Below are 19,940 nucleotides of genomic sequence, written 5' to 3'. Positions count from 1 at the left end.
AGGAAGCTTGCCATGTTAAGTAGAACTGCCTCGGATCTGTATTGGATGTCGCGTTATCTGGAGCGCGCGGAAAACCTCGCGCGCATGCTCGACATCAGCTATTCGCTGTCGCTGATGCCGCAGGACGGGCGTGGCGATGGTTTGCACGAACTGGCGATGCCGCTGCTGATCACCGGCACCCTCGATGATTACCTGGAGCGTCACGGCGCGCTGCATGCCGAACGCCTGCTGCACTTTTTCGCCCTCGACGCTGCCAACCCGGCCAGCATCTACAGTTGTCTCGGCGCTGCAAGGGCCAGTGCGCATGCGGTGCGTGGGCGGATCACGGCGGACATGTGGGAGAACATCAACGCGACCTGGCTGGAAATTCGCGGGATCGCCGAACAAGGCCTGAGCCGCTATGGCATGAGCCGTTTCTGCGAATGGATCAAGGAACGTTCGCACCTGTTTCGTGGCGCGTCCTACGGCACGATCATGCGCAACGATGCGTTTCGCTTCATTCGTCTGGGCACGTTCATCGAGCGCGCGGACAACACGCTGCGCTTGCTCGATGCGCGTTACGAAATGGCCGGCGATCAGGCCGAAGCCGTCAGCGACGGCACTGCGCATGCGTATTACCAGTGGAGTGCCTTGCTGCGCGCATTGTCATCCTTCGAGGCCTACACCGAAATCTATCGCGATGCGCCCGGCGCCCGACATGTCGCCGAACTGCTGCTGTTGCGCGCCGATGTGCCGCGTTCGCTGCGTGCCTGCACCGAGGAGATCGACCAGATCCTCGCGCAGCTGCCCGGTGCCAACGGGCGACCGGCGCAACGTCTGGCCGCAGAAATGGACGCACGCCTGCGCTACACCGGCATCAACGAAATCCTCGAGGAAGGCCTGCACGCCTGGCTGACCGAATTCATCCCGCTGGTGCGCCAGTTGGGCAACGCCATTCACAGTTCCTACCTGGAGGCTGCATGAGACTTTCCATAAGCCACGAGACCACCTATCACTACGAAGATCAGGTGCGCGCGAGCATCCAGTACCTGCGCCTGACGCCCCATGACAGCGAACGTCAGCATGTGCTGAGCTGGCAGCTCGATCTGCCGCGTCCGGTGCGCGCGCAACTCGATCCGTTCGGCAATATCCTCCACGTGCTGACCATGGATGAACCGCACGAAGCGATCATCATCGGGGCGCGCGGGCAGGTCGATATCGACGAACTGCGCGAGGCCGAGCACGAGAGCCAGTCGGCGCTGCCATTCCTGCGCTTCACCCGCCTGACCGAGGCGGACGAGGCGCTGCGCGCATTCGCGGAAAAATCCTGCAAGCAGCGCCGTGATCGCACCGCGCTGATCGACTTGATGCACGGCTTGAATCAGTACATGACCTATACGCCGGGTTCGACCGAAGTCGACACCAGCGCCGCCGAAGCGTTTGCCGGCCGCGCCGGCGTCTGTCAGGACCACACCCACGCGTTCCTTGCCTGTGCCCGTAGTTTGGGGATTCCGTCACGTTATGTGTCGGGCTATCTGTACAGCGAGGATTGCGAGCATCTGGCCAGCCACGCCTGGGCGGAAGCGTGGCTGGATGACGCCTGGTACAGCTTCGACGTGACCAATCAACTGGCGCGGCCCGAGCGGCACCTGAAACTGGCGGTAGGTCTGGATTATCTGGATGCCTGCCCGGTACGCGGCATGCGCCGTGGCGGCGGGTGTGAGCAGATGCATGCAAAGGTGCTGGTATCGCCGACGCCGGTCATTTCCGTGCAGCAACAATAACTGATTCACGCGAACCCCCTGTAGGAGTGAGCCTGCTCGCGATAGCGATGTGTCAGTCAGCATTACGGTGTCTGACACACCGCTATCGCGAGCAGGCTCGCTCCCACAAGGGGAATGGCGTCAGGGCTTAACCTTGCGTCCGGCCATGTGCTTGAGATACCCCACCAGCATCTCCAGCTCCCCATCCGGCAACACCGCCGCGGAAAACCCCGGCATCTTCGCCTGCGGCCACTGGCGCAAACTCTGCGGATCGCGGATGTAGCGCTTGAGGAAGTCCGTGCCGAAGTATTCGGTCGGGTTGTACGGAATATTCAGGTCCGGCCCGAATTGCGCATCCCCCGCGCCATTCAAGCGGTGACAGGCCAGGCAGTTTTTCTGAAACAGCGCGAAGCCCTGATTCACTGGATCATCCGCCTTCAGCGCCGGGTCAGGTAGCAGGGCAGGGAAGCGCTCGGTGACGGGGGCCATGCGCTTGATACTCGCCACTTCGAATGGCCATTGCTCGGGGCTGATAGAGCCTTTCTGCGGATCGCTCCAGACCAGATAGAACGGCCCGGCGCTGTGTTTGCCTTCAGCCAACGGTGGCCATGGCTGTGCCGGGTCTTCAATGGCCAGCCACGCTCGCGCGCCGTCACGGTTGAGCAGCGGTGCTGCCGCCAACTCAGCGGCAAAGCCGTCCAGCGCCACCGCTTGCAGATGATCCTGCGGCTTGATGCCGGTTAGCAACGCGGCCATGGGCACGACGCGATAAGTCATGTCCCTTTTGTAGGACACATCGTCTTTGATCGTCAGGGTTTGCACTTGAGGATGCTTGAGCAATTCCGCGGTCTGCCAGGTGCGCGCGGTGGCGCCCAACTGCAGATCAAGCTGAGCGGCTGACAAGTGCGTGCTGAGCAGCAGCGCCCCGAACACAATGAACGCTTTCAAATGATCGCCATCCCTGTCGTGGAAAGGCGCAAAGATTGGCACAGCCGCGCGGGCCCGGATAGCGGGCCAGTTATCTATTCGCTGGCGATTGATCGCAGCTGCCGCTTGATTCAGCCAATGACCTTGGTCAGATTCGGCAAAATCAACAACAGCGTCGTGGCAAAAAGAATGAGCCCTGCTTGACGTACTTTCGGTTGTTTGAACATGGCTTGACCGCCTTTATTGTTATTTCCTGATGCCTGCCTGCATATCCATGACGGCACGCGCTGCACTTCCTGTTGAAGAACGCCGGCCTCGGCAAAACCCGACGACCATGACGTACATCTTCTACATTAGGGCCCATGCGGACCGAGGCTTAGATCCATTTCATATGTCTTTGCTGCGATCTGCGATTAAAAGGCTATGAGGCGTATTGCCAGCTTCTTTGCTGGCCGCTGGCTAGACAACTCGCCGACCTGAACCGGTTCACCTGATGGCGGACGACCGTCCGTCTGAGCGTGTGCGTCAAGCGCTTTGAGCGCTGTGGTCATTGAATCCTCGGGCGCTGCGGTCGACAGTGAGGCAACAAACATTCACTGACCGCCCAGGTTCGAGGACGCCATGACCGAAGCTTTGATATTCGATGCGTTACGCACGCCCCGCGGCAGGGGCAAGGCCGACGGCGCCTTGCACAGTGTCAAACCGGTAAATCTGGTCGCCGGCCTGCTGACCGCGTTGCAGCAGCGCACCGCGCTCGACACCAGCCAGGTCGATGATGTGGTGCTGGGCTGCGTCACGCCAGTTGGCGATCAAGGCGCGGACATCGGCAAGACCGCCGTGCAGGTCGCCGATTGGGACGTCAGCGTGGCGGGGCTGCAAATTAACCGTTTCTGCGCTTCGGGCCTGGAAGCGGTCAATCTTGGCGCGATGAAAGTGCGTTCGGGTTTCGAAGAGTTGGTGGTGGTCGGTGGTGTCGAGTCCATGTCGCGGGTGCCAATGGGCAGCGATGGCGGCGCCTGGGCGCTGGACCCGCAAACCAACCTGCACAGCCATTTCACCCCGCAAGGCGTCGGCGCGGATCTGATCGCCACGCTCGAGGGTTTCAGCCGTCACGACGTCGATGCCTACGCGCTGCATTCGCAGCAAAAAGCCGCGCGGGCACGGGCCGATGGCTCGTTCAACAAATCACTGGTGCCGGTGCAGGACCAGAACGGCATCATCCTTCTCGCCCACGATGAGTTCATTCGCGCCGAATCGACGCTTGAAGGTCTCGGCAAGCTCAAGCCGAGTTTCGAGATGATCGGCCAGATGGGTTTCGACGCCACCGCGCTGCGGGTCTACAGCCATGTCGAGCGGATCCATCATGTGCATACCCCCGGTAACAGCTCCGGGATTGTCGACGGTGCCGCGCTGATGCTGATCGGCTCCGAAGCCAAGGGCAAAGCGCTGGGCCTGCAACCTCGGGCGCGGATCGTCGCCACGGCGGTGACCAGTACCGACCCGACCATCATGCTCACCGGCCCGGCGCCGGCCACCCGCAAGGCATTGGCGAAGGCCGGGCTGCGCGTCGAAGACATCGACCTGTTCGAGGTCAACGAAGCGTTTGCCTCGGTGGTGCTGAAATTCATCAAGGAAATGGCCGTCGATCCGGACAAGGTCAACGTCAACGGCGGCTCGATTGCCATGGGCCACCCGCTCGGTGCCACCGGCTGCGCCATTCTCGGCACCGTGCTCGATGAGCTGGAGGCGCGGCGCTTGCGCTATGGCCTGGCGACGCTGTGTGTCGGCGGCGGCATGGGCATTGCCACCATCATCGAACGCCTCTGAGCACTCGCATTCAAGGAACCGTGTCATGAACCAAGCCATTCGTTACGAAGCGGGCCCGGACTGCATCGTTGTGCTGACCATCGACTTGCCGGGCCAGAGCGCCAATACCATGAACGCTGTGTATCGTGAGGCCATGGCCGCCTGCGTCGCCCGGCTGGTCGCGGAAAAACAGCAGATTGCCGGGGTGATCATTACCTCGGCGAAGAAAACCTTCTTCGCCGGTGGCGACCTCAACGAGCTGATCAAGGTCGGCAAGCCCGAAGCCAAAGCCTTCTACGACATGGTGCTGACCCTGAAAGCGCAATTGCGCACCCTTGAAACCCTCGGTAAACCGGTGGTCGCCGCGATCAACGGCGCGGCGCTGGGCGGCGGTTGGGAAATCTGTCTGGCCTGCCACCACCGGGTCGCGCTTGACGATGCGTCGATGCAGCTCGGTCTGCCGGAAGTGACCCTGGGCCTGCTGCCGGGTGGCGGCGGCGTGGTGCGCATGGTGCGCATGCTCGGTATCGAAAAAGCCCTGCCGTATCTGCTCGAAGGCAGGAAAGTCCGTCCGCAACAAGCCTTGCAGGCCGGGTTGATCGATGAACTGGCGGCGGATCGAGACGAGCTGCTGGCCAAGGCTCGCGCCTGGATCGTCGCCAACCCGACGGCGGTGCAGCGCTGGGATGTTAAGGGCTACCAGATTCCTGGCGGTACGCCGTCGAACCCGAAAGTCGCGCAGATGCTGGCAATTGCGCCGTCGATCCTGCGTACGAAAACCCAAGGTACGTTGCCGGCGCCGGAAAAAATTCTCTGCGCGGCGGTGGAGGGTGCTCAGGTCGATTTCGATACCGCGCATTTGATCGAAACCCGTTATTTCACCGAACTGACCACCGGGCAGATCTCGAAAAACCTGATCGGTACGTTCTGGTTTCAGCTTAACGAAATCAATGCCGGCGGTTCGCGGCCGCAAGGTATTGCGCCTTACAAGACGCAGAAAGTCGGCGTGCTGGGCGCGGGGATGATGGGCGCCGGCATCGCTTTCGTCAGTGCGTCGGCGGGCATCGACGTAGTGCTCAAGGACATCAATCTCGCCGCCGCCGAGAAAGGCAAAGCCCATTCGGCGGCGTTGCTCGACAAAAAAGTCGCCCGTGGCCAGATGGACGCGGCAAAGCGTGAGGCGGTGCTGGCGCGGATTCAGACCACTGACAATGATGCCGATCTGGCCGGTTGCGACCTGATCATCGAGGCGGTGTTTGAAGATCGCGAACTCAAGGCGCGGGTCTCTGCGGCGGCGCAGCGTGTCGTGGGACAGGAAGCGGTGATCGCTTCCAATACCTCAACCCTGCCAATCACCGGTCTGGCCGCTGCTGTGCCTGATCCGGGCAAATTCATCGGTCTGCATTTCTTCAGCCCGGTGGAAAAAATGCCGCTGGTGGAAATCATCAAAGGCGCGCACACCAGCGCTGAAACCCTGGCGCGTGGTTTCGATTTCGTCCTGCAGATCAAGAAAACCCCGATCGTGGTCAACGACAGCCGCGGCTTCTTCACTTCGCGGGTATTCGGCACCTTTACCAACGAAGGCATCGCCATGCTCGGCGAGGGCGTGAGCGCGCCGATGATTGAAACCGAAGCGCGCAAGGCCGGCATGCCGGTCGGGCCTCTGGCAATCTCTGACGAAGTTTCACTCAGTCTGATGAGCCACATCCGCCAGCAAACCGCCAAAGACCTACAGGCCGAAGGGAAGCCGCTGACCGAGCATCCGGCCTTCGCCGTGATTGATTTGCTGCTCAACGAATACAAGCGAGCGGGCAAAGCGGCCGGCGGCGGTTTCTATGAATACCCGGCCGGTGCGCAGAAGCATTTGTGGCCAGAACTGAAAACGCGTTTCGAAAAGGCCGACGGGCAGATTCCAGCCAAGGATGTGCGTGATCGGCTGTTGTTCGTGCAAGCGCTGGAAACCGTGCGCTGTGTGGAGGAGGGCGTGTTGACCTCGACGGCTGATGCTAACGTCGGCTCGATTTTCGGTATCGGTTTCGCCGCATGGACCGGCGGCGCGCTGCAGTTCATCAACCAATATGGCGTAAAGGATTTCGTCGCCCGTGCGCAATACCTGGCCGAGCAATACGGCGAGCGGTTTGCGCCGCCGGCGCTGTTGCTGGACAAAGCGGCGAAAGGCGAAAGGTTCTAAGGCACGGGAGCACTGCGGGGCTTGCCTTGGCCGGGTGTTTCAGGGCAGGCTCTGGGTGTGCAATATTCCCATCACGTGTCAGGTATTTTTTATGTCGCTACGCATCTGCATTCTGGAAACCGACATCCTGCGTCCGGAACTGGTCGACCAATATCAGGGTTACGGGCAGATGTTTCAGCGCCTGTTCTCGCAGCAACCGATCGCCGCCGAGTTCACCGTCTACAACGTGATGCAGGGCGACTACCCGAGCGATGAGCTGAGTTTCGATGCCTATCTGGTTACCGGCAGCAAAGCTGACTCGTTCGGCACCGATCCCTGGATCCAGACCCTCAAGCAATACCTGCTCAACCGGTACGAGCGTGGCGACAAACTGCTCGGCGTGTGCTTCGGCCATCAGCTGCTGGCGCTGTTGCTGGGCGGCAAAAGCGAGCGCGCCACCCAAGGCTGGGGCGTTGGCACGCATCAATACAAACTGGCGGCCAAGGCACCATGGATGAGTCCGGTGCGCGAAGAACTGACGCTGCTGATCAGTCATCAGGACCAGGTCACCGCGCTACCGGAAAACGCCACGGTGATCGCGTCCAGCGATTTCTGCCCGTTCGCCGCGTATCACATCAACGATCAGGTGCTGTGCTTCCAGGGGCACCCGGAATTCATCCACGATTATTCACGAGCGTTGCTCGATTTGCGTCAGGAAGCGCTGGGTTCGCAGATCTACAGCCAAGGCGTGGCCAGCCTGGAGCAGGAGCACCACGGCGCGACGGTTGCGGAATGGATGATGCGTTTCGTCGCGCACAAGCCGGAAACCGTCTGACATCACACAGCATCGCCAGCAGGCTGGCTCCCACACGGGTCTGCGTTACTACGCAAATCCCCTGTGGGAGCTAGCCCTGCTAGCGATTCGCCAGGCCAACCCGGTCAGTCTTACAACCACCCGGACCGCTTGAAACTCGTCCACAACCCCACACACCCCACCGTAATAAACCCCAATACCGCAAAATAGCCGTAGTGCCAGGTCAACTCCGGCATGTTCTCGAAGTTCATCCCGTAAATCCCCGCCACTGCCGTCGGGAACGCGAGAATCGCTGCCCATGCGGCAAACTTGCGCTGCACCACACTTTGCCGTGACGCCTCGAGCAACACGCCAATCTCGATGGTCTGGCTGGCGATGTCGGCCAGCGTGCTGAGATCCTCCATCTGCCGCGTGACATGAATCTGCACGTCACGAAAGTACGGGCGCATGTTCTTGTCGATAAACGGGAAGCTGAGCTTTTGCAGCTCCTCGCCAATTTCCACCATCGGCGCTGCGTATCGGCGCAGGCGCACGACATCACGGCGCAAGCCATGCAGCTTTTGAATGTCACGCTCGTTTAACGCGCTACACAGGACGTTGCGCTCCAGCTCATCGATTTCGGCGTGAATCGCTTCGCCCACGGGCTGGTAATTCTCGATGACAAAATCGAGCAAGGCATACAGGACGAAATCTTCGCCGTGCTCCAGCAGCAGCGGCCGTGCCTCACAGCGCTGACGAACATGCGCATAGGAGGCCGAGTGGCCGTTGCGGGCGGTGATGATGTAGCCCTTGCCGGCGAAGATATGCGTCTCGATGAACTGCAGAACGCCATGTTCACGCACCGGTGAGTAGGTGACGATAAACAAAGCGTCGCCAAAGGTTTCCAGCTTCGGCCGGCTGTGTTTTTCCAGAGCGTCTTCAATGGCCAGTTCGTGCAGGTTGAACTGACGTTGCAGATTGAACAGTTCCTGAGCGTCCGGTTCTTCGAGACCGATCCAGACAAAATGGCCGGGTTTTGCCGCCCAGGCCGCGCCTTCGTCGATGGAAATATCGCTAACTTTCTTGCCTTCGCTGTACACCGCAGCAGCAACAACTCGACCCATGGTGGTGATTCACTTCTTCTTGGCAGGTGGCAGGGATTCACGGCATCAGCTTAGCCGTGTCGCTGCTTGAGAGTCAGTGAAATCTGTACAGTTCAGCCACTAAAAGAAAACCCGCACAGGGCGGGTTTCGTTTCACGCGGCTTGCAGTTGCCGGTCCATCGATGCGATGCACTCGCGCATCTGCTCTCGACACTGATCGATCAGCCTGGGCATGTCGTCCATGGTCAGGCCGGCGGTAGGAATAGCCGGCAACGAGCGTATGAGAATGTCCCCGCTGCGCCAGCGATCGAGGCGCATCTGTTTAACGTAACTGCTGACACACACCGGCACGATCGGCACGCCCGCGGCGATGGCCATCTGGAACGCGCCTTTCTTGAACGGCAGCAGTTCTTCACCCAGATTGCGCGTGCCTTCGGGAAACACCCAGATCGAGGTGTCCTCGTTCTGCAAGGTATGAGTGGTGGTGAGCATCGATTGGCGCGCCTTGTGCGCGTTGCCACGGTCGATCAACACATTGCCGGCCAGCCAGAACAACTGCCCGAACAGCGGCACCCACTTCAGGCTCTTCTTGCCGATGCACACGGTACGCCGCGGTACGACATTGCCGAACACGAACAGATCATAGTTGGACTGATGGTTGGCGATGATCACGCAGCTGTCGGGCTTGTTCATCAGGCCGCTGACCTCGGATTTAACCCGCAGGCGCAAAATGCACATAGCCGGCAGCGCGTAGAGGCGGGCACAGAGGCGACTGTTGTCGGGATTGAACGGACGGCAAAGTCCGAGAATCACGCCGAGCACACCAGCCAGAATAAAGTGCAGGCCCATCAACAACATACGAAACACGAACAGCATTTTCAGGCCCGTCGGGACAAAAGGTGGCGCAGTGTACGGATGTGCACTGTTTTCGGCAATTGCCACTATAGAGTGCGGAGATGGGCGATGTTTAAGCGCATGTTTCAGTGGTGGCTGTCAGGCGCGTCCTAGAGCCACTCAGGAACGTTCAACAACGGGCGCATGAAAAAGCCCGACACGACGGTCGGGCTTTTCTTGTGCTCTGCATTCGCCAGGGATCAACCCAGATGCTGCTGATCCATCGCGATTGCATTATCGAGTGTTTCCAGCAGCGCCTTGCGTACTTTCAGCTTGGTGTTCTTGTGCGCCGTCATGTTGATCTTCTTCAACTGACGCGCAGCGGCGAGGGCGGCACCTTGCAACTCCTCGGCCGAGACCACCTTGTCGAGGAAACCAGCGTCGACCGCGCTTTGCGGATCGAACATCTCGCCGTTGATCACCGAACGGTGAAATGCCGAGCGGCGCAGGCGATCACGCGCCAGCTCGATACCCGCGTGGTGCATGGTCATGCCGATCTGCACTTCGTTCAGACCGATGCTGAACGGACCGTCGACGCCAATCCGGTAATCGGCCGACAACAGAATGAACGCGCCTTTCGCCACCGCATGCCCTGGGCAAGCGACGATGACCGGGAACGGGTGAGCGAGCAGGCGACGCGCCAGGGTCGAACCGGCCGTCACCAGCGATACCGCCTCCTTCGGCCCGGCGGTCATGACTTTCAAATCGTAACCACCCGACAAAATCCCCGGCTGCCCGGTGATGATCACCACGGCACGATCAGCTACCGCCTGATCCAGCGCCGCATTGAATGCCGCAATCACATCCGGCGAAATGGCGTTGACCTTGCCATTGTTCAGGGTCAGGGTCGCGATACCGTCTTCGAGGTGGTAGGCAATCAGCTCACTCATGACGCTATTCCTTATTAGAAAGATGGGCAGACGTTACCCACCGGCGCAGGCCAGGTAAAGCGCCGTGACTGACCCGCCAGTCACCGTTTCGCGGCTCTTCCTGCGTAACGAGGCGTTTGCCTCTATAGGGAAGCGCCGAGCCCACCGGAGATTGGCCGGTTTGGCATGGCCGGTCGATGCAGAAAATCGTTTCTCGCTTAACCGCATGAAAATTCTGAAAAAAAATTTGCCATCGCAAAAGCTTTCGACTACATTAGCGCGCCTCGACAGACAGAACATGTTTGACGAGATACGGTGAAGTGTCCGAGTGGCTTAAGGAGCACGCCTGGAAAGTGTGTATACAGGAAACTGTATCGAGAGTTCGAATCTCTCCTTCACCGCCACATTCAGTAAACGCAAGCCCCTGATTTTCCTAGAGAAAGTCGGGGGCTTGTGGTTTTTCGCGTCTGAAAAAAGCCCATATGGGACAGGTCTGGGACAGATGCTCGTTTTTGGTGCGCAAATGCATGGGCAGAATAGCGTTTAGATAATCCGTCCCGATTTCGACTTTTCTGCATCAATTCATTGGTTACCGCGTCCGGCGTCCGCTGCCAGGCTCCTAGCCTCTATTCAGGTCATGCAAACGCTCGCCCGCAAAAATGAACGTTCAACCGCCGCTTCGCTCCACTCTTAAAGACAGCGGCGGTGAATGGCATGAATAAATTTAGAGATATCGTTGTAATCGGTGGCTCCGAGGGAAGCTTCGTTCCACTCCGTGAAATACTCTCCGGGCTCCCCGCGAACTTTCCAGCAGCAGTTTTGATCGTCGTGCACACCGGACCCTCGAGCCCGCGGCTGTTGGCATCGATATTTAACTCTTGGTCAACATTGCCCGTCGAATATGGAGACGATGGAATGTCAATCGAGAGTGGTCATGTCTACTTGGCCCCGCCAGGACGGCATTTAGAAATTGTCGAGCCTGGGGCTTTGCACTTAAGCGATGGGCCGAAGATAAAGTTTTCAAAACCCGCCGTTGACCGGCTGTTTCACACGGCCGCTGCTGTGTTCGGCGACCGAGTGGTCAGCTTAATTCTCTCCGGCAACGATGGAGACGGAGCTTTCGGTGCCGCCGCTGTCCGAGCAGCGGGAGGGCTGAGTCTGGTGCAAGATCCGGGAGACGCGCTTGTGTCCAGTATGCCGGTACGTGCGATAGAGGAGGATCATCCCGATAGCTTGGTTCGTTCAAACGAGCTTTTGAGCGCGCTGCTTCATGCAGTCATGCCTTTCAAACATAGGGAACCGCTGTCGACGGTTACTGCGGTTGAGTGATATCACCCTCATCACCTATGTTGTTATCGATTGTCGAACGATTTTTTGAATTTTATGGCGTCCCGCGCCATCACTTACTCATGAGTAATAGGAGTTCTCATGACGAAAGCGGATTTTTATATTATTGACTACCAGCTCCACGGTGCGCCGAAAAGTTTCACTATCAGAGCCAAGTTGATGAACAACGCGGAAGCGTGGCAGTGGGCGAGCTGTGACGCTGGCTTGACCCCAATCCCCAAGCCGGGCCGGCCACCTTTGAAACGGTTCTCAAAGCCTATGGCCGAACGTTTCGGAGTGACCAACGTGCATTGGCGCGGGTCGGTATCGCTCGCTTGGGATGAAGATCATGCAAAATGATATGCACATTACCACCCATCAGTTTCAAGGACGACACCATGCCAGTTCACGCAGACGCCAATATCGTCACCGCAGATGCTTTGACCTTACTGCTGCACAACCAGCATGCCCTCGGTGCAGCGATTGAAGAGGTCACAAAATGGCTCTCAGACAATGGTGTCCACACTGTCGCGGATAACGCATATGTCGCTATGCAAACCTTAGACACGAACGCAAAAGCGATAACAGATGCGATTACGCGGCTACGACAGTATTAGGAAGTTGCCTTGGTAGGCAGTGACCGGCCACAAGCAATCAGGCGCTGATCCGTTCCATGGCGCCTGATCGATGCGTCACTCAGCTGGTGCGAAAAAAATCTGGGTCTAATACAAGTTCGCGAAGCGGCTTCAAACGCTCTTCTGCATCTTTGGCTTGAGATCGGGAAAGCTCAGCATCTTCCGTAGAGCCTTGCGCTTCTGCCAGATCGCCCATTTGACGAAGCAGCATGATTCTTTCTTCAATCGCTCTAAGCGCGTCCCACAGACCGGTATCGATCGCGGCGTTAACTTCAGCAATTAGTGTCTTGATCGAAAAAGCATGGCCCGTGTGGCAACGAAACCTGACGATCGATCCTTCCTTTATTTGCACCAAAACTCCGTGACAATCGGGACATGTGTAGTTTGAGATATTCCCTATATTCATAACGCCAGCTTCCAAGCCGTTGCCGTGCTCACTGATGCTCGTCTCGATCAGATGGCGCTCGTTCAAGGGGTCTGTAACCAGTTGCTCCATTGGCAATCTAACCCGCGTTGCAATCTGATTCGCCAGCTCCGCCAGCGTGCCTACGAAGTCTGTTTCCACGTGCTCTATCGCACTGCGGGGCATGGAATCATACGTAGCTTCAGAAGGATCCTGCACGAGTGCCGTACCGTTTCTATCCTTTATTGCCCAAAGGCCCGCAGTTCCGTCGTCCAGTGCGCCGGTCAATATCACGCCGATCACCCTAGAATCATAAGCTACAGACGCTGAGCGAAAGAGCACGTCGATAGCTGGACGGACTCTGCATTCCTTGGGGCCGCGGGTGAGACGAACGCCTTCTTTCGTCAAAAGCAGATGGTGATCAGCGCTGGCGACGTAGACAGTTGAGTTTCTCAGAGACTGATTGGCTTGGACCGAAACGACCTCCATTCTGGTTTCACGCGCAAGTATCCTGCTTAACTCACTTGGCGAGTGTGGAGGAATATGTAGCACGACCAAAAAGGCCGCTGGCAAGTCAGCGGGTAAGGAGCGAAATAGGCTTCTCAGCGCTTCGACTCCACCGGCGGAAGCACCGATAACGATAATATTCCGACCCCGGCTATCGAGCTGCATATGAACTTGCCTCCTTTTTACCAAAGCAAAACGCCAGATGAGCGAGCCGCCCTGGCGGAAGAGGATAACTCGTTAAAATCAGGCCCCCATTCGCTTAAAGCGTGACCAGCGCTCAGTGTTTCTTGCGGAATTTGGCTCTCGCTTGGTCCCAAGCTTTTTTACCTTCAAGGCTTTTCGCATCAGCTGCAGCGCGCGCTTTTTGAAACGCAATCATGGCCTCAGGCGAATCTGCCGCATGAGTCAACAGTTCATAAGCGATGGCGTTGAGGCGGTCTGCCTCTTGAAAAAGCTCGTTGGCGCGGTCGGTGGCTTCATGCCAAGCGGAAACAGTTTTTGGGATATTTCTCATGATCGTCCTCACGTCTCATTCGGCCTCCATTTAATGAGAGGAGCGTTTTTCAGTATAGGTAGTTTATGGACTTCATTCGCGCGGAATACAAATGAACGCGAAATGGAGTAACTGACGAATCTCGGCTGACCGGACCGCCTCCGACCGCTTGTGGTGCCTGATGACGGCTACAGAGAACGCCGTTTATGTTCAACAGGCCCCCACACCTGGCCCAGGTGTGGGGGCCTTTTTCATGCGCCGTGGAAACCAGACGTCCCAGGACTGGTCTACCATCCTCCTACCGCTTGGCTTGCTGCAGCCACTCATTATTTGAAGGATGCCCATGTGCTTTTATGAAGGTCTGGCCACCGTCACCGTGTTGGCCCGCTATCAGGGGCGGGAGCCGGCCGAGCTAACCAGTCTCGAATGCCCGGTGCGCCTCATTCATGTGGGCTCCGGTCGCGTCCGCGTTGAACTGCAGCATTACCTGCAAGGCCCCAAGGAGGCCAACGCGCTGCGGGTGATGCTGCCGCATGGAACAATGGTGCAGGGGCTCTTGATCGACGGGTCTAACCAACCCACCGGCGGCTGGCTGCTGATCGACGTCGAGCAGTACGACTTGGTGCTTGAGCCACCGGGGACCCTGAATGGATGGCAATGGCAATGATTGACCACGACGAATTTGCGGCACTTAACCTGCCGCGTTCTGTGCATGCGCAAGCGCTGAAGTTGCTCGCTGGCATCGTCCAGGCAAGCACCCTAGCCGACACGCTGCATGCCGCCGACCGAGCCGAAGGTTTCACCCTGGGCATTGAAACGGTGAAAGCACTCAACCTCGGGGCCATCGAAGGGCTGTATCTGATATTCGACCGCGCTTTACAGGCGCGTCAGCGGGAACTGAATAGATGATCGGCGAAGGCATTCACGAAGACGTATTGCGCGCCCTGGTTGAACAACACGCTGTGCGTGAATGCCTAGTCGCCAAAGTCGATGGCGGCCCCGACTGGGGCCTGTCGATTCGTCTGGGCGGGAGCAGTGCACGCTGGGTGCCGGTGCGCTCGCGACGTGAGCGCCTGCGCACCTGGGCGAGTTTGACCGCCGTGGGCCGTTTTGCCGAAAGCGTGGGCATTAACGGTTTCAGTGTGGAGCTGTGACCGGCGTCAGCTTTAACGCCATTTGCAGCATGCCGACCACGTCCGGTCCGTCTTCATTGATCCACGTCCCATAATGCTGACGGATCATGTTGCCGTTGGTGTGACCCATCTGTTCCGCAATCCAGTCGATCGACGCCACACCGGTGGTCAACAACTGGCTGGCGTAGGTGTGCCGGCATTGACCAGGGCCGCGGTAGCGGACGCCGGCCGCCAGTAAGTGCGCCTTGAAAAAACGATCGCGCACAACAAAATCGTTGGCATGCGGCAGGCCGGTTTTGGTGTTCAGGAACACGAAGTGCAGTTTGTGTTTTCGCACCGTCTTGTTGTCCCGCTCGACGACCTCCACGGTTTCCGCTTTCCTGTTGCGGTTCAGCGCATCGATCTTGCGCAAGGCGTCCCACGCCGGTGCCAGCAGGCGCACCCGCCGCGTCGATCGGCGGGTTTTTGTCACACGATAAGCGCCGCGCACCTTCGACCGGCGAAAGGTCACCGTGCCTTGCGCCAGGTCGACGTCCTCCCAGGCCAAGGCGATGGTTTCCGAGACCCGCGGGCCGGCCCATAACATGAACTGCACCATCAGCAGTTCCTGCGTGCGGTGGGTTGGGGTCTCGAGGATCTGGCGGATTTCGGCGCGGGTAAACGGGTCCGGCGCTTCGGGATCGGGCAGACGCACCATCAACCCTTCGGTCGGGTCATGCGCGACTTTCATCCGCGTGCGGTACAGGCGGAACACCTGGCGCACGTTGCTGATAATGTCGCGGATGGTCTTGTTCTTCAGGGTTTTCGACAGCGTGTCTTGAATCCACTCCTGCAGGTCCAGATGGTCGATCTGGTTAATCTGGACCTTGCCCCAGCGCGGGCGCACATGCACCTCCGCTTTGTTGGCGTAGCCGCGATAGCTGGAGGCGGCGACGCTGTTGGCCTTGATCTTCAGCCACAGGTCCAGGTAATGGCCAAAGGTGTTCTCCACCAACCTGGGGGAGTGCGGGAAGTGCCGCGCATAGTCAAAGGTGCCGGTCTGGATTTCGTACTCGATGATGTCAACCAGGCGCCGGGCCTGTGCCACGATCGCTGGTGTGTTGCCGCCCGGGATCGCTTCCCGGCATTTTTCCCCGTTGTATTGAAAATAGATTCTCACGGACTTTCCGCGAGCTTCGACCCCACTCATGTAAACCCCTAACGCTGTACTCGTATTACAACAGTCTGACGATCGGAAACAAAAAGGCCCGTTTCCGGGCCAAGTATCTGCAAGCGCGTCTTCTGGTGGACGCGGCTTATGGCTTGGGCTTGGGATGGCGCAGATGGGCGTTCAACCGCTGCCGGCGGCGGCTGCATTTCTCATGACTACCCTGAACGCGCCACTTGCCGCACTGGTCGCAGACGCTGGTGTAGTCAATGTTCCAGGGAAAGCGGCGCACCGGTGCTGCGGCCGGTTCATTGCGCATGGTGCGAATCTCCGTGGAAGACAGGGGCGGCGAGCAGTTGGCGGATCACCGCGGCATCCGTGGCGCTCAGGTCACCCAGACTGCTCGCCATCTGGCTCAGGCTTTCCAGGCGCGTACGGGCCTCGGGGGTTTTGTGCACAAGGTAGCCGATGACGGCGGCACCGATGATCGCGGTGGCCACCAGGTGCCGCGCCGGTGTGGTAGCCTTCGCGCCGCTGCTGCTGTGGTTCTGTGCTTGCATGGTAGGGTCCTCAGAAGTGGTCGGGTGTCGAGGAGCTGCAACTCCTCGACACTGTTTTTTAAGTTCAGTCCTTGCGAGCCAGGTGGATCACCAGGCCATCAAAATCCGGCTCATGTTCAACACATGACTGCCATTCCAATACCCGCAAGATCTGCTGCCTGTTGCAGTCGTCGACGAGGATTTCGCGCTGGCCAGCGGCTGCCCGAACTTCCAGCATCTGCAGCAAACCTTCCTCTGCGTACGCACCGGCCTGAATGATCGGCGCGCTTTGACCTGCCAAATCCAAACGGTCTTGTACCGACTGGAGCTTGTTGGTTTGGCCGTCGCCGGCATTGCCCATAAACACTTGGATCTGCATCGGTGTTGCTCTCCTTTACGCCTTGAATGTCCAGCACTTGACGGTGGTCGGCCGGGGTTGGGAAACGGGGTTGCGATGATTGAAGGCGGCGCGCACGGCGCTGTGCACGGCCTTGTTGCTGTCGAGGAACTTGCGCGAGCGAGACTCTTTGAGCAGGTCGCGCAACGTGGCCACGTCGGCCAGCTTCTGTTTGTGTTCGGCGGCGCGCTCGCAGAATTCATTGAGGTTGATGGCGATGACGGTCGGGTCGCTGCTGTGGTCGACCACCGGGTCTTCACTCAAGGATTCGAGGTAGTCGTAGACTTCCCAAAATTCGGCGACGGCCGGATGGTCGGAGCTGATCGAGGCTTGGCGCTCAATGGCCATCCGCACGATCTGCCGCTGCGTGGCAGCGACCTGCGGATCACTAAGTTTCAGCACCAGGCGCAGGCCATCCAGCAGCGACAACAATTGCGCGTGGTTCTTGCTGATGCGCTCCACGCGGATGTAACCGCGCAGGTCGTAGCCGCAACTGCTGCAGTTGCCTTGGTCACTGGTGTAAGCCGTACCGCAGGCAAAACAGTGTGTGTGCAGGCGGCGCAGCTTGGCTTCGTGTTCGGGCATGCGCTGAGCAAACAGCTCAAGCACAGCAGACTCCTTGCCCACAGCGCGCAACAGAAAGTGGCTGAGGGTGTTGCCGTCCAATGCGTTCAGTTGATCAGCAGCCACACGGCTTTCCGGGGTCACGATCGGACGCACGAAGTGCAACTTGACGATGCGCGTCATGATCGCTTCGTGAGCGACCACCGCCGCGTTCTGGCTGATCGCAATTGTTCCGCGAAAGGGTGGTTCGTAGGTTTCGTTGCCCGCCGTCTTGACGCCTTTGGTGGCCAGCGTGCCCCCACCGTAGAAGTCTTTTAGTTCGTCCCATTCGAAGGTTTTCGCGTGCGCCCGATCGTCGCTGTGGCGATCGGCCTCGAGAAACACCACCGGCATGCCGGAGACCTGACCCATCAGGCGCGAACGTCCGGCCTTGGTCGATTTCATCGGGTCGAAGCCTTCGTAACCTTCGCGGCCGAGCAGTTTCCACAACAGGTTTAGCAGGGTGGTCTTGCCGGCACCGGCTTCACCGGTGGCTTCCAGGAAGGGGAAGGATTGATAACGCGCGCGGATCTGCTCGCAGAACAGCGAGCCGAAAAAGAACACCAGCGCGACGAAGCCTTGGGCGCCGAAGCAGGTCCACAGTAGCTGCACCCACTGCTCGTTGAAATCTTTGCCGTCACGCTGCAGCTTGATCGGCACACCCTTTTGCAGGGTTTTCAGGCGCAGCTTGCCGAACTCAAAATAGTCTTCGCTGTTGACCTTGTAAGTGGTGCCGTCTTTGATCGCGAGGTCGCCGTAGACGTAGCAGGCGTATTCCTTGCTGTAGCCGACGTAGTCGATCGTGGAGACGGTTTTGATGCCAAACAGCTGATCCTTCATCAGCTTGTCGAGCTGCTGGCCGCTGCCGGTGAACATGGCGCCGGCCGCCATGCCGAGCAGGCGTTTTTTGAATTCACTGGCGGCGGACAACTGGCCGCTGGTGAAAGTGTTTTTCACACTCTCGGAGTCGTGGGGGAAGTCCACGCGCAGGTAATACCAGGACTCGTCCGTGACTTCGTTGCGCTGGAAGTACAGGGCTTGTGGGTAGCAGTTGGCAATCTCCACGACGCTGCCGGACTGCTGCAGCGCCTTCTCGCGCTGTTGCGCCTGATTGAGCAGCTGGTCGTCGTGGTTCTCGCTGTCCTCGATGTCGGACATGGCGCGGTTGAACTTTTCCATGTCCAACTTGAACCAGTACAAACGGTTGCCAAAGCCCAGGTGAAATTCCCCGCGCTTGTTCCAGTCGTACATGAGCAAGGCCTTTTCCGCTGCGCTCTCTGCCAGCAGCAGCGCGCCTTGATGGCGAGCCTGTTTGAGATCCGTAGCGATCTGTTCGGCGCGCTTGGTGTCGTCCTGAATAAAGCTCCAGCGCTGGTGCATATCGTTCCAGTCCGCCTTGCGGCCATCGCGCTGTGGTATCAGTGCCGCTTCGCAGGAGAACCCCAAGGCAAGAGCATCGCGAACCCAACGCCGCGTATAGGCGTTGGCGCTTGGCTCGTTGTCCAGCGCCCAAACCAGCTTGGGCAGCTTGCCGCCATCACGGTTTTTGATCAGAGCTTTGAGCGAGTCACCAGGGAACGCGTTAGACGACATGGCCGATACGGCCGCGATATCGTTATGCACCAATGCGATGGCATCGAAGATGCCTTCGACGATCCAGATTTCCTTTACCTCGAGCAGATCGACGCACGGCGGGCACCACCAGACGCCGCGATAGCTGTCCTTGGACTTGAAACGCGCCTTCATTTTGCCGAAACGGTGCGGCTGATCGATCAGACGTTCCCACCAGCCGCCTTTTTCCAGCGCAAAGCGCACCGTGGCGCTGCCTGCGTTGTGTTCAGGCGAGTAAAAGCTTTCCTGGGTGAACCAACCCTGGATCAGCTCAAACCGAAAGCCCCTGGCGAACTCAAGATAAGCCCGCGCGGTGGCGTTAGGGTGTTGGTCCGTCGCCGGTGCACGCTTACTCCAATCTTCAAACAGATCGTCGTACAGCTCTTTGACGTGCAAGGTGTGGCCACATTTTTCAGGGCGGCCGCAGATCACCATCCATGGGGTATCGAAACGCGAGTACAGCTCCTTTTTCTTGCATTTGGGGCAGGTGCCCCCGCGCATGTAATCGGTGCCTACGCGGTGCTTCAGTCCGAAGTCGAACTGGAGGCGTTGCAACACGTCGTGGCGGAGATCTTCTTTCATGATTACTTCACTGCTTTGAGGCTGAGGGAGAGGGCCGCCATCAGGCGTTTCTGAGCAGCCATCACCGGAGTTCTTTCGAGGATCGAGCTGTGCCGTTTTTCTTGCGGGACGTACCGATATTCATCTGCGTACCAGTAGTCGTTGAGGCTCAAGCGGTACTGCTCGCGCATCGCAGCCAGTAGTGCTTCGGCCTCCGCTGGTGGCAGCTGAGTGGTCAGAATTACGGCGTTTCCCATCTTGAAACCTCGATTTCGGGCGCA

At 58.8% G+C, this 19,940-nt stretch carries 24 protein-coding genes and 1 tRNA gene; 13 read left to right on the top strand and 12 right to left on the bottom strand.

The genetic code is table 11. The annotated features are described in order from the left end of the window. Nucleotides 1-12 precede the first annotated feature (12 nt). Entirely contained in the window at nt 13-963 is a 951-nt protein-coding gene (locus J3P75_RS19020; protein ID WP_007914063.1) for an alpha-E domain-containing protein, read from the top strand. Then, a complete protein-coding gene (locus J3P75_RS19015; protein ID WP_434707807.1) occupies nt 960-1,763 on the top strand; it encodes a transglutaminase family protein in 804 nt (267 codons plus the stop codon). Before J3P75_RS19020 ends, J3P75_RS19015 begins: the two co-directional genes overlap by 4 nt. A gap of 120 nt (nt 1,764-1,883) precedes the next feature. Here the strand turns inward: J3P75_RS19015 and J3P75_RS19010 are convergent, their stop codons facing one another. Continuing rightward, the gene (locus J3P75_RS19010) at nt 1,884-2,690 is read right to left on the bottom strand and encodes a c-type cytochrome (protein ID WP_434707806.1); all 807 of its coding nucleotides are present in this window, start codon (nt 2,688-2,690) and stop codon (nt 1,884-1,886) included. 600 nt (nt 2,691-3,290) lie between these two features. On the opposite strand from J3P75_RS19010, the gene J3P75_RS19005 reads away from it, so the two are divergent. The 3 genes from J3P75_RS19005 (at nt 3,291) to J3P75_RS18995 (ending at nt 7,480) form a co-directional block, all read left to right on the top strand. Next, the gene (locus J3P75_RS19005) at nt 3,291-4,496 is read left to right on the top strand and encodes an acetyl-CoA C-acetyltransferase (protein ID WP_434707805.1); all 1,206 of its coding nucleotides are present in this window, start codon (nt 3,291-3,293) and stop codon (nt 4,494-4,496) included. Nucleotides 4,497-4,521: 25 nt separating this feature from the next. Continuing rightward, nucleotides 4,522-6,666: a 3-hydroxyacyl-CoA dehydrogenase NAD-binding domain-containing protein gene (locus tag J3P75_RS19000; protein WP_434707804.1), complete on the top strand. Its 2,145-nt coding sequence runs from the start codon at nt 4,522-4,524 to the stop codon at nt 6,664-6,666. 91 nt (nt 6,667-6,757) lie between these two features. Further along, nucleotides 6,758-7,480, top strand: a complete 723-nt coding sequence (locus J3P75_RS18995; RefSeq protein WP_434707803.1) for an amidotransferase — start codon at nt 6,758-6,760, stop codon at nt 7,478-7,480. A gap of 110 nt (nt 7,481-7,590) precedes the next feature. Here J3P75_RS18995 and J3P75_RS18990 read toward each other — a convergent pair whose 3' ends face one another. From J3P75_RS18990 to J3P75_RS18980, 3 genes are all read right to left on the bottom strand, one after another. After that, nucleotides 7,591-8,562: a magnesium and cobalt transport protein CorA gene (locus J3P75_RS18990; RefSeq protein WP_090282521.1), complete on the bottom strand. Its 972-nt coding sequence runs from the start codon at nt 8,560-8,562 to the stop codon at nt 7,591-7,593. Nucleotides 8,563-8,694: 132 nt separating this feature from the next. Beyond that, the gene (locus J3P75_RS18985; RefSeq protein ID WP_332761751.1) at nt 8,695-9,417 is read right to left on the bottom strand and encodes a lysophospholipid acyltransferase family protein; all 723 of its coding nucleotides are present in this window, start codon (nt 9,415-9,417) and stop codon (nt 8,695-8,697) included. Nucleotides 9,418-9,635: 218 nt separating this feature from the next. Then, nucleotides 9,636-10,325 carry a crotonase/enoyl-CoA hydratase family protein gene (locus J3P75_RS18980; RefSeq protein WP_090282522.1) on the bottom strand — a complete coding sequence of 230 codons (690 nt, stop codon included), beginning with the start codon at nt 10,323-10,325 and terminating at the stop codon, nt 9,636-9,638. 64 nt (nt 10,326-10,389) lie between these two features. Here J3P75_RS18980 and J3P75_RS18975 point away from each other — a divergent pair, with 64 nt between their 5' ends. The 5 genes from J3P75_RS18975 (at nt 10,390) to J3P75_RS18955 (ending at nt 12,247) form a co-directional block, all read left to right on the top strand. Beyond that, complete coding sequence (locus J3P75_RS18975; protein ID WP_434707802.1) at nt 10,390-10,623, top strand: hypothetical protein; 234 nt, start codon at nt 10,390-10,392, stop codon at nt 10,621-10,623. Next, a tRNA-Ser gene (locus J3P75_RS18970) sits at nt 10,619-10,708 on the top strand. The genes J3P75_RS18975 and J3P75_RS18970 overlap by 5 nt, the downstream gene beginning before the upstream one ends. Before the next feature lie 310 nt (nt 10,709-11,018). Beyond that, entirely contained in the window at nt 11,019-11,633 is a 615-nt protein-coding gene (locus tag J3P75_RS18965) for a chemotaxis protein CheB (RefSeq protein ID WP_434707801.1), read from the top strand. A gap of 99 nt (nt 11,634-11,732) precedes the next feature. Next, nucleotides 11,733-11,990 (top strand): DUF6555 family protein, encoded by a 258-nt coding sequence (locus J3P75_RS18960; protein WP_434707800.1) that lies wholly within the window; start codon nt 11,733-11,735, stop codon nt 11,988-11,990. Between the two features lie 38 nt (nt 11,991-12,028). Continuing rightward, on the top strand, nt 12,029-12,247 hold the full coding sequence (locus tag J3P75_RS18955; RefSeq protein ID WP_434707799.1) for a hypothetical protein: 219 nt from the start codon (nt 12,029-12,031) through the stop codon (nt 12,245-12,247). Between the two features lie 79 nt (nt 12,248-12,326). Here the strand turns inward: J3P75_RS18955 and J3P75_RS18950 are convergent, their stop codons facing one another. Continuing rightward, nucleotides 12,327-13,340, bottom strand: a complete 1,014-nt coding sequence (locus J3P75_RS18950) for a chemotaxis protein CheB (RefSeq protein WP_434707798.1) — start codon at nt 13,338-13,340, stop codon at nt 12,327-12,329. A gap of 112 nt (nt 13,341-13,452) precedes the next feature. Continuing rightward, nucleotides 13,453-13,689 carry a hypothetical protein gene (locus J3P75_RS18945; protein ID WP_434707797.1) on the bottom strand — a complete coding sequence of 79 codons (237 nt, stop codon included), beginning with the start codon at nt 13,687-13,689 and terminating at the stop codon, nt 13,453-13,455. Nucleotides 13,690-14,011: 322 nt separating this feature from the next. Here J3P75_RS18945 and J3P75_RS18940 point away from each other — a divergent pair, with 322 nt between their 5' ends. Genes J3P75_RS18940 through J3P75_RS18930 form a run of 3 tightly spaced genes read left to right on the top strand, consistent with a single transcriptional unit; the run spans nt 14,012 to nt 14,822 of the window. Continuing rightward, nucleotides 14,012-14,335, top strand: coding sequence for a hypothetical protein (locus J3P75_RS18940; protein ID WP_434707796.1), 324 nt, complete (start codon nt 14,012-14,014; stop codon nt 14,333-14,335). Further along, complete coding sequence (locus tag J3P75_RS18935) at nt 14,332-14,577, top strand: hypothetical protein (RefSeq protein WP_227973984.1); 246 nt, start codon at nt 14,332-14,334, stop codon at nt 14,575-14,577. The genes J3P75_RS18940 and J3P75_RS18935 overlap by 4 nt, the downstream gene beginning before the upstream one ends. After that, complete coding sequence (locus J3P75_RS18930) at nt 14,574-14,822, top strand: hypothetical protein (protein WP_122692219.1); 249 nt, start codon at nt 14,574-14,576, stop codon at nt 14,820-14,822. The genes J3P75_RS18935 and J3P75_RS18930 overlap by 4 nt, the downstream gene beginning before the upstream one ends. Here the strand turns inward: J3P75_RS18930 and J3P75_RS18925 are convergent. From J3P75_RS18925 to J3P75_RS18900, 6 genes are all read right to left on the bottom strand, one after another. Continuing rightward, on the bottom strand, nt 14,806-15,990 hold the full coding sequence (locus tag J3P75_RS18925) for an Arm DNA-binding domain-containing protein (RefSeq protein WP_434707795.1): 1,185 nt from the start codon (nt 15,988-15,990) through the stop codon (nt 14,806-14,808). The genes J3P75_RS18930 and J3P75_RS18925 overlap by 17 nt on opposite strands. A gap of 106 nt (nt 15,991-16,096) precedes the next feature. Beyond that, nucleotides 16,097-16,267 (bottom strand): hypothetical protein, encoded by a 171-nt coding sequence (locus J3P75_RS18920; protein WP_434707794.1) that lies wholly within the window; start codon nt 16,265-16,267, stop codon nt 16,097-16,099. Further along, nucleotides 16,257-16,508, bottom strand: coding sequence for a hypothetical protein (locus tag J3P75_RS18915; protein ID WP_263218944.1), 252 nt, complete (start codon nt 16,506-16,508; stop codon nt 16,257-16,259). Before J3P75_RS18915 ends, J3P75_RS18920 begins: the two co-directional genes overlap by 11 nt. Before the next feature lie 64 nt (nt 16,509-16,572). Next, nucleotides 16,573-16,866: a hypothetical protein gene (locus J3P75_RS18910; protein ID WP_434707793.1), complete on the bottom strand. Its 294-nt coding sequence runs from the start codon at nt 16,864-16,866 to the stop codon at nt 16,573-16,575. Nucleotides 16,867-16,881: 15 nt separating this feature from the next. Next, nucleotides 16,882-19,680 carry a toprim domain-containing protein gene (locus tag J3P75_RS18905; protein ID WP_434707792.1) on the bottom strand — a complete coding sequence of 933 codons (2,799 nt, stop codon included), beginning with the start codon at nt 19,678-19,680 and terminating at the stop codon, nt 16,882-16,884. Nucleotides 19,681-19,682: 2 nt separating this feature from the next. Continuing rightward, nucleotides 19,683-19,916, bottom strand: coding sequence for a hypothetical protein (locus tag J3P75_RS18900; RefSeq protein WP_064392761.1), 234 nt, complete (start codon nt 19,914-19,916; stop codon nt 19,683-19,685). Nucleotides 19,917-19,940 lie beyond the last annotated feature (24 nt).

The sequence above is a fragment of the Pseudomonas sp. R1-1 genome (genome assembly GCF_051132135.1).
In the GTDB taxonomy this organism is placed as follows: domain Bacteria; phylum Pseudomonadota; class Gammaproteobacteria; order Pseudomonadales; family Pseudomonadaceae; genus Aquipseudomonas.
The sequence above is the reverse complement of the archived record's forward strand: the minus strand, read 5'-3'. Positions and strand labels throughout refer to the sequence as shown.